Annotated in this window: 18 protein-coding genes; 9 read left to right on the top strand and 9 right to left on the bottom strand. The window is 71.2% G+C overall.

Translation table 11 applies throughout. From position 1 onward, the window contains the following. The first annotated feature begins 119 nt into the window (after nt 1-119). From ETD85_RS17425 to ETD85_RS17410, 4 genes are all read left to right on the top strand, one after another. Nucleotides 120-584 (top strand): hypothetical protein, encoded by a 465-nt coding sequence (locus ETD85_RS17425; RefSeq protein ID WP_138690771.1) that lies wholly within the window; start codon nt 120-122, stop codon nt 582-584. Between the two features lie 125 nt (nt 585-709). Further along, nucleotides 710-1297, top strand: coding sequence for a hypothetical protein (locus ETD85_RS17420; RefSeq protein WP_138690770.1), 588 nt, complete (start codon nt 710-712; stop codon nt 1295-1297). Nucleotides 1298-1320: 23 nt separating this feature from the next. Beyond that, nucleotides 1321-2484 carry a sensor histidine kinase gene (locus ETD85_RS17415; RefSeq protein ID WP_138690769.1) on the top strand — a complete coding sequence of 388 codons (1164 nt, stop codon included), beginning with the start codon at nt 1321-1323 and terminating at the stop codon, nt 2482-2484. Continuing rightward, the gene (locus ETD85_RS17410) at nt 2481-3149 is read left to right on the top strand and encodes a response regulator (RefSeq protein ID WP_138690768.1); all 669 of its coding nucleotides are present in this window, start codon (nt 2481-2483) and stop codon (nt 3147-3149) included. Before ETD85_RS17415 ends, ETD85_RS17410 begins: the two co-directional genes overlap by 4 nt. A gap of 28 nt (nt 3150-3177) precedes the next feature. On the opposite strand, the gene ETD85_RS17405 is transcribed toward ETD85_RS17410, so the two are convergent. Further along, the gene (locus tag ETD85_RS17405; RefSeq protein ID WP_338087149.1) at nt 3178-4140 is read right to left on the bottom strand and encodes a GlxA family transcriptional regulator; all 963 of its coding nucleotides are present in this window, start codon (nt 4138-4140) and stop codon (nt 3178-3180) included. Nucleotides 4141-4230: 90 nt separating this feature from the next. Here ETD85_RS17405 and ETD85_RS17400 point away from each other — a divergent pair, with 90 nt between their 5' ends. Beyond that, on the top strand, nt 4231-5439 hold the full coding sequence (locus ETD85_RS17400) for an MFS transporter (RefSeq protein ID WP_138690766.1): 1209 nt from the start codon (nt 4231-4233) through the stop codon (nt 5437-5439). Between the two features lie 167 nt (nt 5440-5606). Continuing rightward, nucleotides 5607-6263 carry a hypothetical protein gene (locus ETD85_RS17395; RefSeq protein WP_138690765.1) on the top strand — a complete coding sequence of 219 codons (657 nt, stop codon included), beginning with the start codon at nt 5607-5609 and terminating at the stop codon, nt 6261-6263. Between the two features lie 100 nt (nt 6264-6363). Here ETD85_RS17395 and ETD85_RS17390 read toward each other — a convergent pair whose 3' ends face one another. Next, the gene (locus ETD85_RS17390; protein ID WP_138690764.1) at nt 6364-6834 is read right to left on the bottom strand and encodes a GNAT family N-acetyltransferase; all 471 of its coding nucleotides are present in this window, start codon (nt 6832-6834) and stop codon (nt 6364-6366) included. A gap of 137 nt (nt 6835-6971) precedes the next feature. Here ETD85_RS17390 and ETD85_RS17385 point away from each other — a divergent pair, with 137 nt between their 5' ends. Both ETD85_RS17385 and ETD85_RS17380 read left to right on the top strand, forming a co-directional pair. After that, nucleotides 6972-7526, top strand: a complete 555-nt coding sequence (locus tag ETD85_RS17385; RefSeq protein ID WP_138690763.1) for an RNA polymerase sigma factor — start codon at nt 6972-6974, stop codon at nt 7524-7526. Further along, nucleotides 7523-8359, top strand: a complete 837-nt coding sequence (locus ETD85_RS17380) for a hypothetical protein (protein ID WP_138690762.1) — start codon at nt 7523-7525, stop codon at nt 8357-8359. Before ETD85_RS17385 ends, ETD85_RS17380 begins: the two co-directional genes overlap by 4 nt. A gap of 3 nt (nt 8360-8362) precedes the next feature. On the opposite strand, the gene ETD85_RS17375 is transcribed toward ETD85_RS17380, so the two are convergent. The 3 genes from ETD85_RS17375 to ETD85_RS17365 are packed head-to-tail and all read right to left on the bottom strand — an operon-like array spanning nt 8363 to nt 12095. Further along, a complete protein-coding gene (locus ETD85_RS17375) occupies nt 8363-10966 on the bottom strand; it encodes a M56 family metallopeptidase (protein ID WP_138690761.1) in 2604 nt (867 codons plus the stop codon). Nucleotides 10967-10976: 10 nt separating this feature from the next. Next, nucleotides 10977-11501 carry a hypothetical protein gene (locus ETD85_RS17370; protein ID WP_138690760.1) on the bottom strand — a complete coding sequence of 175 codons (525 nt, stop codon included), beginning with the start codon at nt 11499-11501 and terminating at the stop codon, nt 10977-10979. A gap of 45 nt (nt 11502-11546) precedes the next feature. Next, on the bottom strand, nt 11547-12095 hold the full coding sequence (locus ETD85_RS17365) for a hypothetical protein (RefSeq protein WP_138690759.1): 549 nt from the start codon (nt 12093-12095) through the stop codon (nt 11547-11549). A 150-nt stretch (nt 12096-12245) separates the two neighbouring features. Here ETD85_RS17365 and ETD85_RS17360 point away from each other — a divergent pair, with 150 nt between their 5' ends. After that, nucleotides 12246-13004, top strand: coding sequence for a response regulator transcription factor (locus ETD85_RS17360; RefSeq protein ID WP_138690758.1), 759 nt, complete (start codon nt 12246-12248; stop codon nt 13002-13004). A gap of 101 nt (nt 13005-13105) precedes the next feature. On the opposite strand, the gene ETD85_RS17355 is transcribed toward ETD85_RS17360, so the two are convergent. The 4 genes from ETD85_RS17355 to ETD85_RS17340 form a co-directional block, all read right to left on the bottom strand. Then, on the bottom strand, nt 13106-13966 hold the full coding sequence (locus ETD85_RS17355) for a hypothetical protein (protein WP_138690757.1): 861 nt from the start codon (nt 13964-13966) through the stop codon (nt 13106-13108). A gap of 127 nt (nt 13967-14093) precedes the next feature. Then, nucleotides 14094-14300, bottom strand: coding sequence for a hypothetical protein (locus ETD85_RS17350; RefSeq protein WP_138690756.1), 207 nt, complete (start codon nt 14298-14300; stop codon nt 14094-14096). Nucleotides 14301-14402: 102 nt separating this feature from the next. After that, nucleotides 14403-14912 (bottom strand): hypothetical protein, encoded by a 510-nt coding sequence (locus ETD85_RS17345; RefSeq protein ID WP_138690755.1) that lies wholly within the window; start codon nt 14910-14912, stop codon nt 14403-14405. A gap of 220 nt (nt 14913-15132) precedes the next feature. Beyond that, nucleotides 15133-18078: a DUF6351 family protein gene (locus ETD85_RS17340; protein WP_138690754.1), complete on the bottom strand. Its 2946-nt coding sequence runs from the start codon at nt 18076-18078 to the stop codon at nt 15133-15135. Nucleotides 18079-18116: the final 38 nt, after the last annotated feature.

The raw sequence follows: 18116 nt of genomic DNA, 5'->3' as shown, positions 1-18116 counted from the left end.
GCCCGCCCTGATGCCCGCCCTGCCGACCGGCGGCGATCCCTGGTCAGCGGCTTGAAGATCGTCCGCCGCGTCAGGCAGGTAGGCTGGCCCCGGCTGCCGCGCCGGCGAAGGGGCTACTCATGATCACCGACCCGACGATCACCCGGATCGGCCAGGGGGTGGAGCTGCATCACCACCGAGGCCAGCGGGATGCCGCTCGCGACCTCTTCGCCCAGATCTGGGACGACATCGGTGGCGAGGAAGGCGACCCGCTGCATGTCTGCGTCCTCGCCCACGCGATGGCCGACGTGCAGGACGACGTGCACGAGGAGCTGGCGTGGGATCTGCGAGCGCTTGCCGCCGTCGGCCTGGTCACCGACGATCGGGTGGCGCAGGCCGGCGTGACGCTTTCGGTGGCCGGCCTGTATCCGTCGCTGCACCTCAACGTGAGCGAGTGCTACCGCAAGCTGGGCGACCTTGATCGCGCCCGCGAGCACCTGGAGCTGGCGCGGGCCGAGATCGGCGCGCTGGGCGACGACGAATATGGGCGGCTCATCAAGGGCGGCCTGGAGCGGCTGACCGGACTGCTGGGTGATTCCACCTGACCGCGGGCCCGTACGGGCTCAGGTCATGGCCCGCGGGCGGGTCGCGACTCGCTCTTGAGAGTGAGTCGCGAGATCGCCCGCACCGGCGATGTGTGCGACCTCTGGGAAAGCCGAGGATTTACCCCATGAACCCCCGCTTTCCTTTCATCGCCGCGCCCCTGCTCACGCTCGCCTACGGTGTGATCCGCATTCTCGACGGCCTCGACGGCAGCCGGGGCCCCGGGCTGGCGTGGACCACCGGCCATCTGGCCTTCATGGCGGCGCTGGTCCTGTTCGCGGTGACCTTCTGGCAGATGCGGCGCATCGCCGGGGGCGGCCGGCTGGCCACCGTGAGCGCGGTGGCCGGGATCGCCGGCATCGTGGGGCTGCTGGCGCAGTTCGGCATCGACATCGTGGTCGGGTTCATGTCCGCCGACCACGCGGCCATGGGTGCGCTGTTCGCACAGGTCCAGGCCGTGCCCGTCGTGCCGTTCGTGATCTACACCGGCACCCCGTTGCTGTTCTACGTGGCCCAGGTCGTGATCGTGAGCCGGCTCGCGGTGCTGGGCCGCGTCCAGTGGTGGACGCCCGTCCTGGTCCTGGTCGACATGGCCCTGCCGCTCGTCGACAAGGACTTCATCCCGCTCGGCGCCCTGTGCCTGCTGGTCTCGTTCGTGCCGCTGGCCCGCCAGGCCGCCGCGCCGGTGGTCAAGCGCGAGGTCGCCCTCGTATGACGCGCCGGGCAAAATGGGGCGCTGTGTCCGATATACCGTACTTCGACCAGGCTCGGCGGTGGGCGAACTCGCTGCCGCCGATCTGGGTGGACGCCGCGCTGGCCGGCCTGGTGCTGCTCGTGCAGATGTGGCCGCTGCTGTCCCGGGACAACCCGGCCGGCGGGCCCTGGGACGGGTGGGGCTACCTGGTCGTGGTCGCCGCCTCGCTGCCGCTGATCTGGCGGCGCCGCGCGCCGGTGGCCGTCCTGATGGCCACGCATTGCGCCACGATCTCGTACGACTTCGCCGACCAGGTGGCCTCCCAGCCCATCTGGTACGGCGGGCTGATCGCGGTCTACACCGTGGCCGCCTACAGCGCCTGGCTGCCCCGCGTCATCTCCCTGACCATCACGGTCTGCGGCGGCCTGCTCCTGGTCGGCTCCGCCGAGACGGCGATGCGCGGCGTCGTGCTCGCCCTGGCCGCCTACGCCATCGGGCGCGCCTCGGCCACCTCCCGCGCGCACGCCGCCGCCCTTCAGGAGCGGGCCGCCCAGCTCGCACGGGAGCGGCAGGCCGAGGCCGAGCGGGCCGCCGAGCGCGAGCGGGCCAGGATCGCCCGCGACATGCACGACATCCTCGCCCACGCGGTCAGCCTCATGGTGGTCCAGGCCGAGGCCGGGCCGGTGGTGGTCAACAGCGATCCGGCCAAGGCCGAAGCCGTCTTCGACGCGATCGCCGCCGCCGGGCGCGACGCCATGGTCCAGCTGCGCCGCATGCTGAGCGTCCTGAAGGAGGACGAGGGCCCCCGCACGCCGCAGCCGACCATCGCCGCCCTCCCTGACCTGGCCGGACAGGTCCAGGCCACCGGGCTGAAGGTGACATACTCCACCTCGGGCGAGCCCGGATCGCTGCCGCCGGACGCCGAGGTGGCCGTGTACCGGATCACCCAGGAAGCTCTCACCAACATCGTCAAGCACGCCGGCGCGACCCGCGCCGACATCAAACTCGCCTGGCAGGACGACACTCTCATGATCGACATCACCGACGACGGCCGCGGCGGCGGAACGCCGCTGCCCTCGGGTGGCAACGGCCTGATCGGCATCAGGGAACGCGCCGCCGCCTGCGGCGGCACTGCCGTCACCGGCCGGCGCACCGACGGGCCCGGCTTCCAGGTCCGCGTCCGCCTGCCGCGGCCGGTGAACGCGTGAGCGTGCGGATCGTCGTCGCCGACGACCAGGAGCTGGTACGCGCCGGATTCAGCATGATCCTCGACGCCCAGCCCGACATCGAGGTCGTCGCCGAGGCGGCCGACGGGGCGCAGGCCGTCGCCGCCGTCCGCGCGCACCAGCCGGACCTGCTCCTGCTCGACATCCGCATGCCGAACATGGACGGCATCGAGGCGGCCGCCGTCGTGTCCGCGGAGAGCGACTGCCGCGTCCTGATGCTGACCACGTTCGACCTGGACGACTACGTCTACGACGCGTTGCGCGCGGGGGCGAGCGGGTTCCTGCTCAAGGACGTCCGCCGCGACGACCTCGTCCACGCCGTACGCGTGGTCGCGGCCGGCGAGTCGCTGCTCGCGCCCTCGATCACCACCAAGCTCATCGCGGAATTCACCTCCCGGCGCCCCGCCGGCCCTAAGGCGCCGCCGCCCGAACGCTTCGACGTGCTGACCGCCCGCGAGCGGGAGACGCTGCGGATGATCGCCCGCGGCCTGTCCAACGCCGAGATCGCGCAGGCCATGGTGGTCAGCGAGCACACCGTCAAGACCCACGTCAGCAACCTCCTGACCAAGCTCGGCCTGCGTGACCGCGTACAGGCCGTGATCGCCGCCTACGAGAGCGGCCTGACCGTTCCAGGACAAGCCCCGTGACCCGACCGCTGGGCACCGTTCGGGGCCCTCAGCGGAAGGAGCGGCGGTAGGCGGCCGGGGTGGTGCGCAGGGCCGTGTGGAAGCGGCGGCGGAGGTTGACCGCCGAGGAGAGGCCGACGCGGGTGGCGATGATCTCGACGGGCAGGTCGGTCTCCTCCAGCAGGGCGCGGGTGGCGGCCAGCCGGCGTTCCAGCAGCCAGCGGGCGGGCGGGACGCCGAGCTGGTCGGCGAACTGGCGGGTGAGGGTACGGGGGGAGACGCCCGAGTAGGCGGCCATGTCCTCGACGGTGACCTGCTCGGACAGGCGCGAGAGTAGCCATTCGAGCAGGGGTGCCAGGGAGTCCGGCATGGGGCCGGAGGTGGGGAGCGGCGGGTACTGGCGCTGGCAGCCCTCGCGGTGCGGACCGGCGGCGAGCTGGCGGCCGATGCGCATGGCGTGGGCCGCGCCGTGCTCCTGGAGCACCTGGTGGAGGCAGAGGTCGAGGGTGGCGGCCGAGGCTCCGGCGGTGGCGACGTCGCCGTGGTCGACGTAGATGACGGTGCCGTCGGGGATCACGCGGGGGTGGCGGGCGGCGAGCTCGCCGGAGAGCTCCCAGTGGACGGAGGCGCGGCGGCCGTCCAGGAGGCCCAGGGCGGCGGGGATGAAGATTCCCGCGCAGACGGCGACGATACGGGCGCCTCGGGCATGGGCCTGGGACACCGCGCGGAGTACGGCGGGCGAGGGGATGAGGGTCCAGCCCGCGATGACCACGGTGCCGGCGTCGTCGAGGGCTTCGAGACCGCGATCCACCTGGATGGGGACGCCGATGGTGGTGGGGAGGGAGCCGGGGTGTTCGGCGCACAGGCTGAAGCTGTAGTGCTGGGGGATGTCGGGGCCGTGGTAGCCGAAGACGGCTGAGGCGGAGGTGACCGGGTAGAGCTCCTGGTTCGGGGCGACCAGGGCGACCACGCGATGCGGGCGGGAGGCGGTCGAGGCCGTGGGGGGTGTCACCGGGCAATCCAGGGGCATGGCGCAAATGTACCCAATGATGTCATTTGGGACACCGGTGCTCTGATCTGGAAAGATCCAGAATTGGGCCCCATGTGGACGAGGAATTTCACCCTCTATTTCGGGGCCCGTACGATCTCGTTGCTTGGTGACGCGATGATGCCCGTCGCCTCGGCGCTGGCGATCGGGAAAGTCTACGGGATCGCCGGCGTCGGCTACGTGCTGGCGCTCTGGACCGCGTCGGCCGTGCTGGTCATGTTGTTCGGCGGGGTCGTCGCCGACCGGATCGGCGCCCGGCGCCTGATGATCGGCGCGGACGTGGTCAGGGTCGTCACCCAGGGGGTCGTGGCTGTCGCCTTCCTGGACGGTGCCCCGCCGTACGCCCTGTTGCTGGTGATGGCGTTCCTGTCGGGCCTGGCCGCCGGGATGTTCGAGCCGGGCGTCAACGGCATGGTCCCCCTGGTCGCGAAGGATCCGCAGCGGGCCAACGCGACGCTGAAGATCGCCGAGGCGGTTACCCAGCTGGCGGGTCCCGCGCTGGCCGGAGTGCTCATCGTGGTCGCCGGGCCGGTCTTCGTCTACACGGTGGACGCCGCGACGTTCCTGGTCAGCGGGGTCTTCCTGCTGCTGGTCCGGGTCGCCGTACCCAGGCCGGCGCCCTCCAACGTGCTGAACGACCTGCGCAGGGGATGGGAGGAGTTCAAGGCCAGGAGCTGGATGTGGTCGGTCATCCTGGTCTGGGTGTTCTGGGGCGTTCTGGTGGTCGGGCCGTACGTGCCGCTGTCGTCGCAGGTCATCGGGGCCGACTACGGCTGGGTGATGGCCGCGCTCGGCCTCGGCACCGTGCTGGGCGGGCTGGTGGCGATCAGGCTCAAGCCGCGCAGGCCGCTGGCGGCCGGTGCGGTGGCGTTGAGCGGGTACGTGGCGGTGCCGCTGACGGTCGCGCTCGGGCTGCCGCTGCCGCTGCTGATGGCCGGGCACCTGCTCGGGGGGTGCGCTTGGGCGTTCTGGTCGGTGATGTGGTCGACGAGCGTGCAGACGCAGGTCGCGCCGGACGTGCTGAACCGGGTCAACGCCTACCAGGTGGCCGGGTCGGTCGCGGGCATGGCGGTCGGGCAGGCACTGGCCGGTCCGGTCACCGCGCTGGTCGAACCGCGCGCGTTCATGCTGGGATCGGCCCTGGTCACGGTAGGCGTGGTGGCGGCGCTGCTGCTGATCAGGCCGATCCGGCGGCTGGGCCGACAACCTCAGGAGAACGCAGGCCGGTCGATCCCGGTCCCGGCCGGCTTGTCATCGCCTTGAGGGCGACGGGCGCGGTGACCTCCAGCGGGCCACCTGTCTCCCGGGACGAGCGATCCGGGCCGGTTCGCAGATGACCGGTTGCGGCCACGCGAGGACCCTGGCCAAGAGCATCGGGCCTGAGGATCATTGACAGTGCCGCTTATCAAGGCAGGAATGAGGAGGTCAATGTGAACGCACCGAGGGACGGCCGGGCCGAACGGCGACGATTAGGGAGGGGACGGCGACGGCATTCCCGGCTCGGCGCGGTCGCCTCGATCGCGCTCCTGCTCTCCGGGCTGCTGACTCCGACCGCGGCGCACGCCGGTCAGATCGTCCCCTGCCCCGCGAGCATCACCGAGTGGCGGCGCGTCCTCCAGACCGGCCGCCCGCCGGTGAGCATCTGGGAGGGCTACCGGTTCACCACGCTGTCCGTCACCCCGCAGTTCCTCATCAGCGACGGCCGCCAGCTCGACAACAACACGGACCTGTCCGTCGGCTACGAGATCCAGTCGTCGGTGTCCCGGACGCACTCCGTCTCGGCCACGACCGGCGTCACCGCGAACGTCGGCACCTACCTCACCGCCAACGTCAGCTCCACCATCGAGATGAGCCGCACCACCGCCATCGGAGTCACCCTGACGGTGACCGTGCCGCCGCGCACCCGCCTGATCGCCGAATACGGCGTGGAAGGCTACAACGTGAGCTACGCCGTGGAGGCGTGGCGCGTAAGGCGCGTCGGCAGCGGGACGCCCGCGCCCGGCGATCAGTGCGAGGAGTGGGGCTACTACCCGCAGAACACCATCGCCCCCACTCACCTTGAAGGCTGGCGCCTGAGAACCGCGTGATCCGAGCCGGCAGCGATCCGCCTGCAGACGGGCGCCTGGACGGCGTTCCCAGGCGCAGGCGGAACCGCCCGGCGGGGGTGCGCCCCGTCCTGGTCGCTCCTCACCGCCGGGCGGAGGCCTGGTTCGCGTCCCGCTGGTAGGTGTAGAGGATGAGCCCCTGGTGGAACTTGCCCACCTTGTCGTACAGCGCGCGAGCCGGGGCGTCCTCCAGCGTGTTCCAGTAGAGGCCTGAGAAGCCGCGCTCCTTGGCGTCCCGCGCCACCCACTCGATCACTGCCGTCGCGATGCCCCGCCGCCGGACGTCTGGGTCCACGAACAGGTCCGCCAGATAGCATCTCCCGGCGTACCAGACACTGGCGTGGAACAGGTAGTGCGCGATGCCGACCATCTTGCCGCCCAGCCGGGCGGCGACCCCGTGGATCTGCTCGTCGTCGATCAGGCGTCGCCAGGTCCGTTCGTAGACGTCGTCGCCGCGTTCGACCTCGAAGTAGGCGTCCTTGCCGCGGGCCAGCGATTCCCAGCAGGCGCGGTCGGATTCGGTCAGGAAGTTGATCTCCAACACGACGCCCATCCTGCCGTACGGTCAGGTCCGCGCCGGGCGCGTGACCAGGAAGCCGGGCGGCGTCGCACGCCTTGAGATCGGGGTGTAACACCCTTAGGGGTCAAGACACGTACGGAATGTCAGATTTCCGAACGAGAGAGAACAGCGTGGGCCCCCCTGATCACAAGCAGCGTTTCGAGCAGATCTACACGGCGAACTATGCCGATATCCTCGCCTACCTCCGGCGGCGCACCGACTCCCACGACGACGACGCCGACGCCCTTGCCGAGACGTTCACCATCGCCTGGCGCCGGCTGGACGACGTTCCCGAGGGGCACAGAGCCCGTCTGTGGCTCTACGGCGTGGCCCGCCGGGTGCTGGCCAACGGCCGCCGGGCCGATTCGCGCCGCAGCGAGCTGGTCGAACGCCTCGGCCGGCAGCTTGAGCAGTGGGCGGAGTCGGTCAGCGCGAACCATGACTTCGGCGGCGTACGAGAGGTCTTCATGCGCCTGAACCCGGACGATCGCGAGGTGCTCGCCCTGGCCGGCTGGGAGGGACCGGGCTCCCACGAGATCGCCACGGTGCTGGGCTGCTCGCGCGGGGCGGCCCGGTTGCGGCTGCACCGCGCCCGCAAGCGGCTGGCCAAGGACCTGAAGGCGGCTGGGCTCGACATAGCCCGCTACGGCATGCGTGCGATCACTTTGACGAAAGAGGCGACATGAAGAACGACATCGACCGCCTGGTGGCCGGCATTGCGCCCGATCCGGGACCGGGCGACACCGCGCTGGCCGGCGAGCTGCTGGAAGAGATCATCTCGACCCCCCGCCCCGCGCCCCGGAACGTACCGCGTCGGCGGAGCCTGCTGCGGCGCCGGTGGCTGGCCGCACCGGTCCTGGCCGCGGCGGCCGCTGTCGCGACCTTCGCCGTCAACCAGGTCCCGGCCGCCGCGGCGCTGGACATCGAACGCGTGGACGACCACTACGTCATCACCGTCAAGGACCTGATGGCCGATCCGAGCGTGTACCAGTCCGAGCTGAAGGCCCGTGGGCTGGACATCACGCTCACCTTGACGCCGACGTCCCAGAGCCTGGCCGGCAGCCTGTTCGTGCTGACCGGCCTCGACCCGCTGCGATCTGGCGAGCCCACGGCGGCCAACGGCCCCATCACGGCGATCAACGCCCCCGGCCCGTGCCACCGCTTCGGCGGATGTCCGACCGGGCTGAAGGTCCCGGTGGGCTTCGGCGGGAAGGCCGAAGTCATCCTCGGCCGGCAGGCTCAGCCCGGTGAGAAGTACGACATGCCCCCCGGGATCGGCATTTCCGGTGAACCGCTGTATTGCGTGGACTATGTCAACAAGAACGTCGCGGAAATCCGCACGCTGCTGCGGGGGCGCGGCGTGGAGCCGCAGTTCACCTCCTCAGGGCAGCAGGCCAAGCCCACCGCACCCGACGACTGGTACGTCCACGACGGCGTCATGAGCGCCGAGGGCAAGGCGCTCTTGCTGGTCGGCCCCGACCGGAGCGACAAACCGCATCCTGTGGACGCTTCCTGCTGAGCGTCAGGGTGGGCAGAGGGTGGTGAGGCGGGAGAGGTGGCGGCCGAGCGCGTCGGCGTCGCCGTCGGCCAGCGCCGCCCGCAAACCGAGCGCTTCGTCCGTCACCACGGGATGGTTGGAGCGGTCGGCCGCGTCCAGGAGCTGGAGCAGGATCGTCGACGGCAGCTCCTGGCCCGGCGTGGTGGTGGCGGTCCGCAGGCGGTGGAGCAGGTCACACGCCTCCAGCGCCGCCGGGTCCAGGCGAAGAGCGGGTGCGTACGAGGGCAAGGGGTTCGCGGGGCCGCTCGCGCCCTCCGGCAGCGCCAGTACGGCCAGCGCCGCGGCCGCCACGGCCATGGGCACGATGAGGAACGACCGTGCGCCTCCTGCCGAACCCGCGCCGATGGGGGATGGGCGGCTGAAGGCGGTGGAGGCGGCCGCGGCCAGGGAGGCGGCGGCCAGGGCGGTGAGGGTGCCGGCGACCGTCACCTGGCCGAGCGGGAGGCGTACCGCGGACAGGGACACGTCCCATGCGCATGGTCCCGGCCTGAGGCTGAAGGCGTCCAGGCAGCCGCCGAGCACGCCGGCCGACGGCATGGCGAGCGCTCCGGCGGCACCCGTGATGGACGCCGCCATCAGCCCCAGGACCACGGCGAACCGTTGCCGTCTCAGCGTGACCACGACGGCGACGACCGCGGCCGCCACCGCCTGCAGCAGGACGACCAGCACCACCTGCCAGTGGTTGAACAGCAGCGCGAACCCCGGCAGCGAGCGGTGGACCGGCGAGTACGCCTGATGAGCGGCGAACCGGACGACCAGCAGGCCGGCGACGTACACCGCGGCCGCCCCCAAGCCCGTCAGCACCGCCAGTCGGATGGCGGCGGGCGGCCGGGCGAGGGCCAGCGGCGCCCGCGCCAGCCGGGCCGGCCACGCCTGGTGCGTGCCGCCCGGCAGCCTGACCAGCCAGGCGGCCAGCGGAACGGCCCACACCCCGGCCAGCACGGCCGCGATCACCCACTGCTGCATGAGATACAGGGCGAACGGATGGTTCAGTGCCAGCCACAGCCACCACGGCCCGGCCCGGTTCGCCATGGAGGTGCCGTCGACGGTGCTCGCCCGCAGGTAATCGCTCGACGACAGCTCGGAGAGGTCCGGCACGTCGAGCGCCAGGAGCTGGACACCGTACCAGCAGGCGAACAGGCCGCTTGCCGCCACGATGATCGGCACGAGGGCGGCAACGAGCGGCGCCCGCGTCACGACGGGCAGCCAGGCCGCCGCCGTGGCGTCGATCCACCGCACGATCAGAAGGGCGCAGGCGACGGTGACCACCGCCGAGCCCAGCCAGAGCGCCGGCGCCACGTCACCTGTGCCGGTCCAGGACCCGGTGATGGCGCTGGACGCCGACAGCGGCTGCCCGAGCACCAGGCCGAGCCCCAGCCCCAGCCCCACGTACGGCAGCCGGGAGGGCGCGGCCCGCCGGACCGCGCGGTACGCGGCCCACCGCCAGACGGCGACGGTCACCACGCCCATCGCGAGCGGCGCGAACACCAGCGCCGACAGCCACCGGTTGACCAGCGCGTCGAGCTGGGGCGCCGCCAGCCAGAGCAGGGTGGCGAGGTTGCCGTGCACGATCGTCACCGCGAGCCCGGCGCCGAAGGACTCCCAGAAGCCCGGTGCGAAGAGCGGCTCAGGGTCGCGCAGCAGCCGCAGCCGGACCGCCGGATCGAAATGCCGCCGGACCGGCCAGTGCCACGAGCCCCTGCCCGGTTGTGCGTTCCGCCGGTCCAGCATGGTCTCCAGGCCCCCCGCGCCGGCCTCCCAGCCGTGGGCGCGCACGTCGGCGTACGTCTCGCGCGACCGCAGGACCGCGTCCCGCGCGAAGTAGACCACCGCGAGCAGGAACACCAGCCGCCAGAGGATCCCCAGTGCCGTCACGTCCAGCTCGCCGGCCAGGCTCACCGTGACCGGCACCAGCGCGACCACGATGAAGGCCCGCCAGAAGGCCACCGTGAGGTACGTCCTGTCGACATCGGCGTTGCGCAGGTGTGCCAGCTCGTGCAGGACGACCGCGCGGAAGGCCGCGCGGTCGGCGACCAGCTTCGTGATGAGCCCGGCGTCGAGGCCCAGACAGCGCCGGTCGGGACGGCCGAAGGCGATGCCGCCGACGGAGCCGGTCATCCGCAGCAGGTACGCGGGAGGCCGCGCGAGGCCGGCGACGGCGGCGAGGTCGTCCAGCTCGCGCACATGGGCCGGAGCGTCCGCCGCGAGCAGCGGACGCAGCTTGAGCCGGCGGATCCGCCAGGCGGGCAGGTACCAATAGATCAGCCCGGCCACCAGGAGGAGCAGCGCCAGCCCGCCGGCCACCCACAGCGCCTTGCCCTGCTCGTACGGCGCCACGCACGCGGCGAACCGCCGGCCGATCGCGCCGATGTCCGGCTCGCCCGCTCCGGGGGTGACCTCCCAGCAGCGCGCGTAGACCCGCTCCTCGCGCGCGCCCTGCGGTGACAGGGTGAAGTAGAGGATGTTGAAGGCGAACAGGCTCGTGCCGATGACCATGCCCATCAGCAGCACGAATCGCAGCGCCGTCTGCGAGGGCACGGCGAAGGGATCGGGCGGGCGATCCGTCACCGGGGCGGCATCACCCGGCCGCACCCAGACTCCCGGTGACGGCGTCGGCGAGCAGCGCGGCCTTGTCGCCGGGCAGGTCCATCTGGCGGGCCTTCTCGAACGCCGCCAGGCGTACCCGGGCGAGCTGTTCCGGGGTGAGCGGCGCGACGAGCGGGCCGCCGCCCTCTCCGCCGTCTCCGCCCTCCCCGCCCTCCCCGGCGTCGCGGCGCAGCAGGGCGCGTATCGCCCGGCGCAGGCCGTCCTTGCCGCGTTCGGTCGCGACGCGGGCGACGTCCTGCGCCAGCTGGTCCAGAATCGCCGCGACCACGGGCAGGATCACGGGCGTCAGGAGGACGACCGCCGACTCCAGGCCGAACCCCAGCATCTCGTCGCGCGTGGCGCGCTCGGAGGGGATGCGCCCGTTCGTGTCGAAGTAGATCTTGGTTACGATCGTGAACAGGGGCAGCTCCTCGGGAGCGACGCTGCTCACCGTTTCGCGGGCGATCTCCAGGATGAGCTCGCGGTCCACGAGATCGAAATCACCGATGCCGTTCATTCGCCTTCCGAATTTCGCGTAGAAGTTTCATATTCGGCTATTCGCCTAACAATCCTGGACGTAGCTGTAACCGCTCAGTGAAAGAGTCCGATAGGGATAGCCGAAACCGCCCGGGTACTGGCAGTCCTGCCATGACCAGGACTCCTGTCGAGGCGCGGAGCCGGGGATGTAGAAAGTCATTCGCCCGCGTTCGACGACGACCGTGCCCACCCATCGCAGCCGGCCCTTGACGATGATCAGATCCCCTTCCGGGCCGAGGGTGACCGAACCGTAGGCCGTGCCGCCGGACGTTCCGCCGCTCCAGGTGCCCTGGAGCTCGGGAGGGACGGCCGACCTGGGAGCGTCCCGCGGCGGTGGTGTGACGGTCTTCCCAGGTAGCGGGGGTGCGTCCGGTTGCGTCGGCGGCGGGACGTACGGGCCGCCGCCATCGTTCGCGGGACTCCCGCAGGCACCTGCCAGCAGCGCGGCGCACGCGAGCACCGTGCCCAGCCTCCTGGCGGCGGCGGCCCTTCCCGTACCTGTCCCGCCGATATCCGCCCGCCGCACGTGAATGGCGCCGGGCCTCTTCGGCGCCACGCCGAAGAATTTCCGCATTCCCCGCAACGGAAATGCTTTTCCGCCGGCGCGGCACCGCGACCCCATGTTCTGACACGTCATGATTCCCTCCCTGTCCGCTATTTTGCGGACAGGCTCCGGCGCCGAGCCATACGCTCTTTGACGTAGCCGGCGGGAATGGGGGCGACAATGAGCCGATCTTTGAAGACCAGCCCGATGGAGCTGAGCTACCAACTCGGCGGCCTGCCGGACCGCGCCGCCTACCTGTCCGCCGCGGCGGAATGCCTCCTGTCCGCCCTCGACGGCGACGTCGCCGGCTGGAACAACCTGGACCTCGCGGCCCGCTCGGTGGAGCTCTGGTTCGACCCGCCCGACGCCGAGATCCCGGTCGATCTGCTCGCCGCGGTGATCGACGTGCATCCTCTCGTCCGCCGCTACATGGACAATCCCGGAGACCTCGCTCCGCAGCGCATCAGCGACTGCCTGCCGGAACGCGTCTGGCGCTCGCACCGCGTCTACAGCGAGCTGTTCGTTCCGATGCAGGCCCGGCACCAGCTCGCCATCGTCGTCGGTGCATGGCTGCCCTGGGGAGGCCGCGGATGGGCCGTCAACCGGTCCGGCCGCGACTTCGGCCAGGCCCAGGTGGAGGTCGCGCACGCGCTGCAACCGGTCCTGACGCTGCTGGACCAGATCTACGGGCCGGGGCGCTCACCGTCCGAGGGGCAGAGCGAGCGTCGCGACGAGGCACGGGTGCGCGCCGGCCTCACCAGCCGCGAGCTGGACGTGATCACTCTCGTCGCGAACGAGCTCAGCGCGAAGCAGATCGCCTGCCTGCGCCGGATCAGCGTCCGGACCGTCCGCAAGCACCTGGAGAACGCCTACCGGAAGCTCGGCTGCCACAACCAGCTCTCCGCCGTCAACCGCGTACGCCACCTCGGCCTGCTCTGACGAGCCCGAGGCGCGGCCATCGTCAGGCTCTTGCCCGGAACGTCGGCAGGCAGCTCACACCGCCCGGCGGGGCCGGGCGGCGGGCGGCAGGAGATCGAGCGCTAGTTCACGGTGAAGGCGTAGGCACGTGCCGAGCTCAGGTAGCCTCGCGCATCGATGCTCCACACCGACAGCGTGTGCGGACCGGCCGTGTCGGGTGTGATGGTCACGGTGGGCGTGTCGGCGGGGCTCTGGAGCGTCTCACCGGAGTCCAGCCGGTAGCCGTACGCGATGACGTCCTGCGCGCCGTTGGGCGAGAAGGCGAACTCGCCCGGCACGCCCGCGCCGCCGCCGGGCGCGTTGTCCGGATAGACGGTCGAGGTGGCCAGCGGCGCCGGGTTCCGCCTCGGGGTGAGGGTCACGCCGGCCCTTCCCCCGGCGTCGGCCGTCACCGTCGCGGGTGGGGGGCTGCCCGGAGTGAGCCGGTAGCGATAGGACACGACGTCGGTGGACTCGCCGGGGGAGAAGGTGAACAGGCCGGGGGTGCCGACCAGCCCGCCCGTCGCGTTCTCCGGATAGGTCTCGGAGGCGATCACCGGCAGCGCGGGCCGGGTGACGTCGACGGTGAACTCCTGCCAGGCCGTCCAGTCGCCTGCGCCGCTGAGGATCTCCAGGGTCTCCGGCTCCTGGTAGCGATCCTCGGCGCGCACCCGCCACCGGTAGGTCTGGCCGTCGGCGAGCACTTCGTCAGGGATCTTGGTGCAATGCCTGCCCGCCGACCCGGGGGTGGAGGTCGCCGAGCCCAGGACGGTGCCGGCGGCGTCGGCCCACTCGAAGCGCGCCGACACCTGGTCGCCGTACGTGTCATCGGGGTTGACGACCTCGGCGCCCAGGGTGGGCGTGGTGGTGGGGACGAACCTCGTCGCCGGGCGCGGCTCTGGCCAGCAGGAGTCGCTGAGGTTGATGGCCGGATCGGTGGGCACCTCGGGCACGGTGTTGTACCAGAAGCGCAGCAGTGGCGTGATGACGCAGCCGAAGTACTGATGGTCGACCTGATCCGCGTCCAGGCGGGCTGGTTGAACCAGGTGGTCCTCGGGCTGGTCTCCCCGGTCAGCCAGAGCTCGATGCCGGGGTCGCAGGCGCCGCTGTTGAGATAGCCCTGGCGCTGTTCCAGTGGGAGGACTTCGGGTCGGCCCGGGAGACGTAGGTCCAGGCGAGCTTGCGGGTGCTGGTGGCCGCCGACGCGTGTGCCTGCGCCGGCGGCATCATGACGAGCGTGACGATGAAGGCGCATAACAGCGCCAGGACGCGTTTCACTGTGACTCTCCCCGTTGACGACGTGGGCCCCCAAGCGACGACGGTCGCCCGGGGAGACAACGCGGCGGGAGCCATTTCGACGACGAATGAGTAACGCCGGCCTCAGGAGTGGTGCAGACAGTCCCAGTAATCGTCGGCGCAGGCAGATGTGCACCGGTCGAACTCCGGGCCGCCGTCCGGGTACTGATCCGCGCAGTAGCCGTAGCACTCCTGGTAAAGGACATCGCAGTAGAAAGGGTCGGTCCGCACTCGCCGGGGCCGGCGAGATCTCGGGGCCGGTCCGGCGGCACGTGGAGATCGCCGGGGGACTTCTCGTGGGAACGCCTTGCTCAGCTGCCGGAGCACGTCGTTCAGGATCGGATCGGCGAAAGTGGTCTCCACCACCGGAGTCCGCCTGCCGCAGCAGGTGTGCGACTCCTCGGTGACGGTGAGGGTCTCGACGGCGTCCTTCGGCACGACGAAGGCATAGGAACGGAGCGGACCGGCGCCGGCGGCATACGGCGTGATCTTGACGTGGTCGGGCCGGTCGGCGACGGCTTCGACGATGCTCGGCAGGCCCTGCTGCTCCTGCTGCGCGATCAGATCGTCCACTGAGATCGACTCGCCTGCCATCTCGGCCCCCGGTCGGTAGGAGACATGCTTCCGGCTCCAACCTGTTCAGTGTCGTGGCGGATGCCGCACGCGACATGCCGTTCCATACGGAACGCTGCACATCTCCATGCGGTCCGCTTGACCTCCGTGACCGGCCGGGTCCCCGGCGCGAGCGAGTGGCGGAGCATGATGTGCTCCGCCACTCGATGGCGCACCAGGCGGACCTGAACTGCCGGGACCGTCAGAAACGCTGCCAGGTGTTCTTCGTGCGCTGCTGGGACACGCCGGGCCTGGAGTAGTCGCACACTCCTTGCGAGAAGATCGTCCGCAGCCGTTCCCACTGCTCGTCGGTCCACTGCGCCGCGTAGTCGTCGCGCTCCGGCTGGGTCAGCCGGCACTTGATGATGTCGGCGGTGACGTCCTCGCCCGCGACCTCCCGGGGGAAGGACGCGGTCGGGTACAGCCGCTCGCACTCGCTCGCCGGATCGCGCTCAAGTGTCTCGGCCACGAACCGCGGCTTCTCGTCGCGGGTGTTGCAGCCCTCGACCAGGGTGTCCGGCCGCGCGGTGGCGATCCGCTCGATCGGCTTGCCGCCGGTGGGTACGCCGGCGAGGTTCGTCAGCCAGTGGTCCATCTGGGTCACCGCCTGCCGCACCAGCGGGCTCTCGGTGCTGAACAGCCCGTAGCGGGCGTCCTCCAGCAGGCTGACGTGGTTGGCCGTGGTGCCGTTGGCCTCCTTCAGCCGTTCCCGCATGGAGAAGGTGTTGAAGCGGACGTGGATGTCGCCCCAGGACACGTCGTCCCAGTACGAGCGGTAGTCGATGATCGGCGTCCGGGCCAGCCCGCGACCGCCGCTGATCACTCGCCCGGTACGGTAGGCGATCTTGGTCGCCTTCGGGTCGGCCTCGGTCCGGCGCGGCACGACGTTCGCGTCGGCGTCGAGGCCGCCGATGTGCTCGTTGAGGTCGAGGAACTGCTCCGGCGTGATGCCGCCGTCCTTCAGGGCGCCGAGCCCGTACTGGATGCCGACGTTGTCCAGCGGCCTGCGGGCGAACCCGGTGGCCGGGTCGGCGCCGTAGATGTTGATCATGTGGTCGTAGACGTCGCAGCGGACGCCGGTCGGGTTGGAGATCGGTTTGTAGCGCTGCTGCTCGGGGACGATGTCGCAGTCCTGCCGCGGGTCGATCCGGTTGGCGCCCCGCGACATGGCGGACACCATGGCGGCGGTCGCGAAGCCGGAGGCCCGGCGCTTCTGCTCGTCCGTCCACGGGACCGTCGTGCCGGAGTTGAAGTAGGTGTCGAGCAGCCGCGCATCGGTGAGGTAGTCGACCGTGCTGATGCCGACCTCGGGGAAGGAGCAGCCGACGACGATGCCGTCGAAGATGCCTGGGTAGTTGTCGGCGATCTGGTGGGCCTGGTACGACCCGCCCGAGCAGCCGTAGCCGATCGTGTGCTCGACCGGCCCGTGCCTCTCGACGAACAGCTCCTTCGTCATCATCGCCGACTCGGCCGCCGTGACGTCGTTGCAGTTGCTGCCGAAGACGTTCAGCGAGGACGACATCAGCGCGAACCCGCGGCCGAGCATGAACTCGTCGGTGACGGTGCCGGTGCCGCTGCCCGACCGGTACCACCCGGCCGCGCAGCCGCCGCCGAGCGTGAACACGGCCCGCCCGTTCCAGCCGGCGGGACGCACCGTGGGGGACGGCGCCGGCTCGGCCAGCGGGTCGTGCAGCATGCTCATCTGGACCACCGCGCGGTTGGCGCTGTCCGTCTCCATCCGGACGATGAACTTGGCCGGGACGCCGAGCGAGGTCGTCGTGGTGGCCAGGTCGGCGGGGTAGGCGGTGGCGCCGGCCGGCCACTTCTTGTACGCGCCGGCGGTGGTCCGGTAGAAGTAGTCGACCCTGGGGGCGATCGTGCAGTTCGCGTCGAGCGGCTCGCCGAGCCGGCCGCCGATCACCGGGATCGCGAATGCCGCGGTCTCGCAGGCGAACGGCTGCTCGTGCGGGCCGGAGAACACCGGGCCCTGCGCGGGGTGGTTGACCAGCGTGATCTCGGCGCGCGGCCGGTTGGGCGCCTGCGCGGTGACCTCGACCGTGTTCTCGCCGTCACGCAGCCCGGTCACCAGCCCGACGAGCTCGCCGGTGCCCGGCCCGGTCTGGAAGGCCGGCGTGAGGTCGGTCTCGCCGTTCAACGTCACCTGGAGGCCCTCGCGCGGGACGGCGCGGGGCAGGTCGATCCGGAGCAGCGAGTCGCCTCCGGTCACCATGTCGGCCCGGCCGGAGATCGCGGAGATCCGCAGCTCGTCCGGCCCCGACTCGTCCGGCTTGGCGGTCACGGTGACCGTGACGGTCGCGGTCGAGCGCTCGGAGTCGTCGCCGACCCCGTAGGTGAACGTGTCGACGCCGACGTACCCGCGGTCGGGGCGGTAGCGGAACGACCCGTCCGCGGCCGTCGTCAGGGTGCCGTGGGCCGGCTCGGACCACGTCGCCACAGCGGGCGTGACGTCGTCGGGGAAGCTGTCGTTGCCGAGCACGCCGGGCGCGTCGGCGACCAGCTCGGTCCCCTCCGTGACGGTGCGGAAGTCGTCGGCGGCGGTGGGGTGCGGCGTGGGCGGCCCCTCACCGGGCGCCCGGACGACCACCTCGTACACGCGGGCCGCGTTCGTGCTGTGCCGGGACTTCTTGGTGATCACCAGGCGGAGCGTGTCGGTCACGAGGTCGGTGCTGAAGGTGACCACCGGCTTGGTGTTGTCGACCTCGGTCCCGACGGTCACCCAGCCGTCATCGGTCTGGGCCTCGACGGTGAAGTCCACCAGGACCGTGTCGGCGAAGGGGTTGGGCCAGCCGGAGCCGCTGTAGATCCCGACCGTGCCGACCCGGGTCCTGGCCGGGAACTTGATCGTCAGCGTGGGGGTGGCCTCGCTCGCCGACGACATCCAGCGGGAGGACTCCGCGCACAGGCCGTCGACGGCGTTCTTCGCGCCGTAACTGGAGCTGAAGGTCGAGGACGCCGTGACGGTCGCCCCCATCGCCCGGTGGCCGGTGCATTCGATGTCCGATGCCTGGGCGGAACTCTGTGTGGTGGTCTGGGCCGACAGCGGTGCGGCAATCAGGTTGCCCGCGGCCAGCAGGGCGGTGGTCAGCAGCGCGATGACCGAGGACCTCAGGTGCATCCTCGCGGACACGACGTCTCCTCGTCTGGAGAGGGGGGTGGGGGTGGGGG

Origin of the sequence: Nonomuraea zeae, from assembly GCF_005889725.1 — a bacterium.
Classification (GTDB): domain Bacteria; phylum Actinomycetota; class Actinomycetes; order Streptosporangiales; family Streptosporangiaceae; genus Nonomuraea; species Nonomuraea zeae.
Note: the sequence above shows the minus strand (reverse complement) of the source record. Positions and strands in the feature narration are given on the sequence as shown.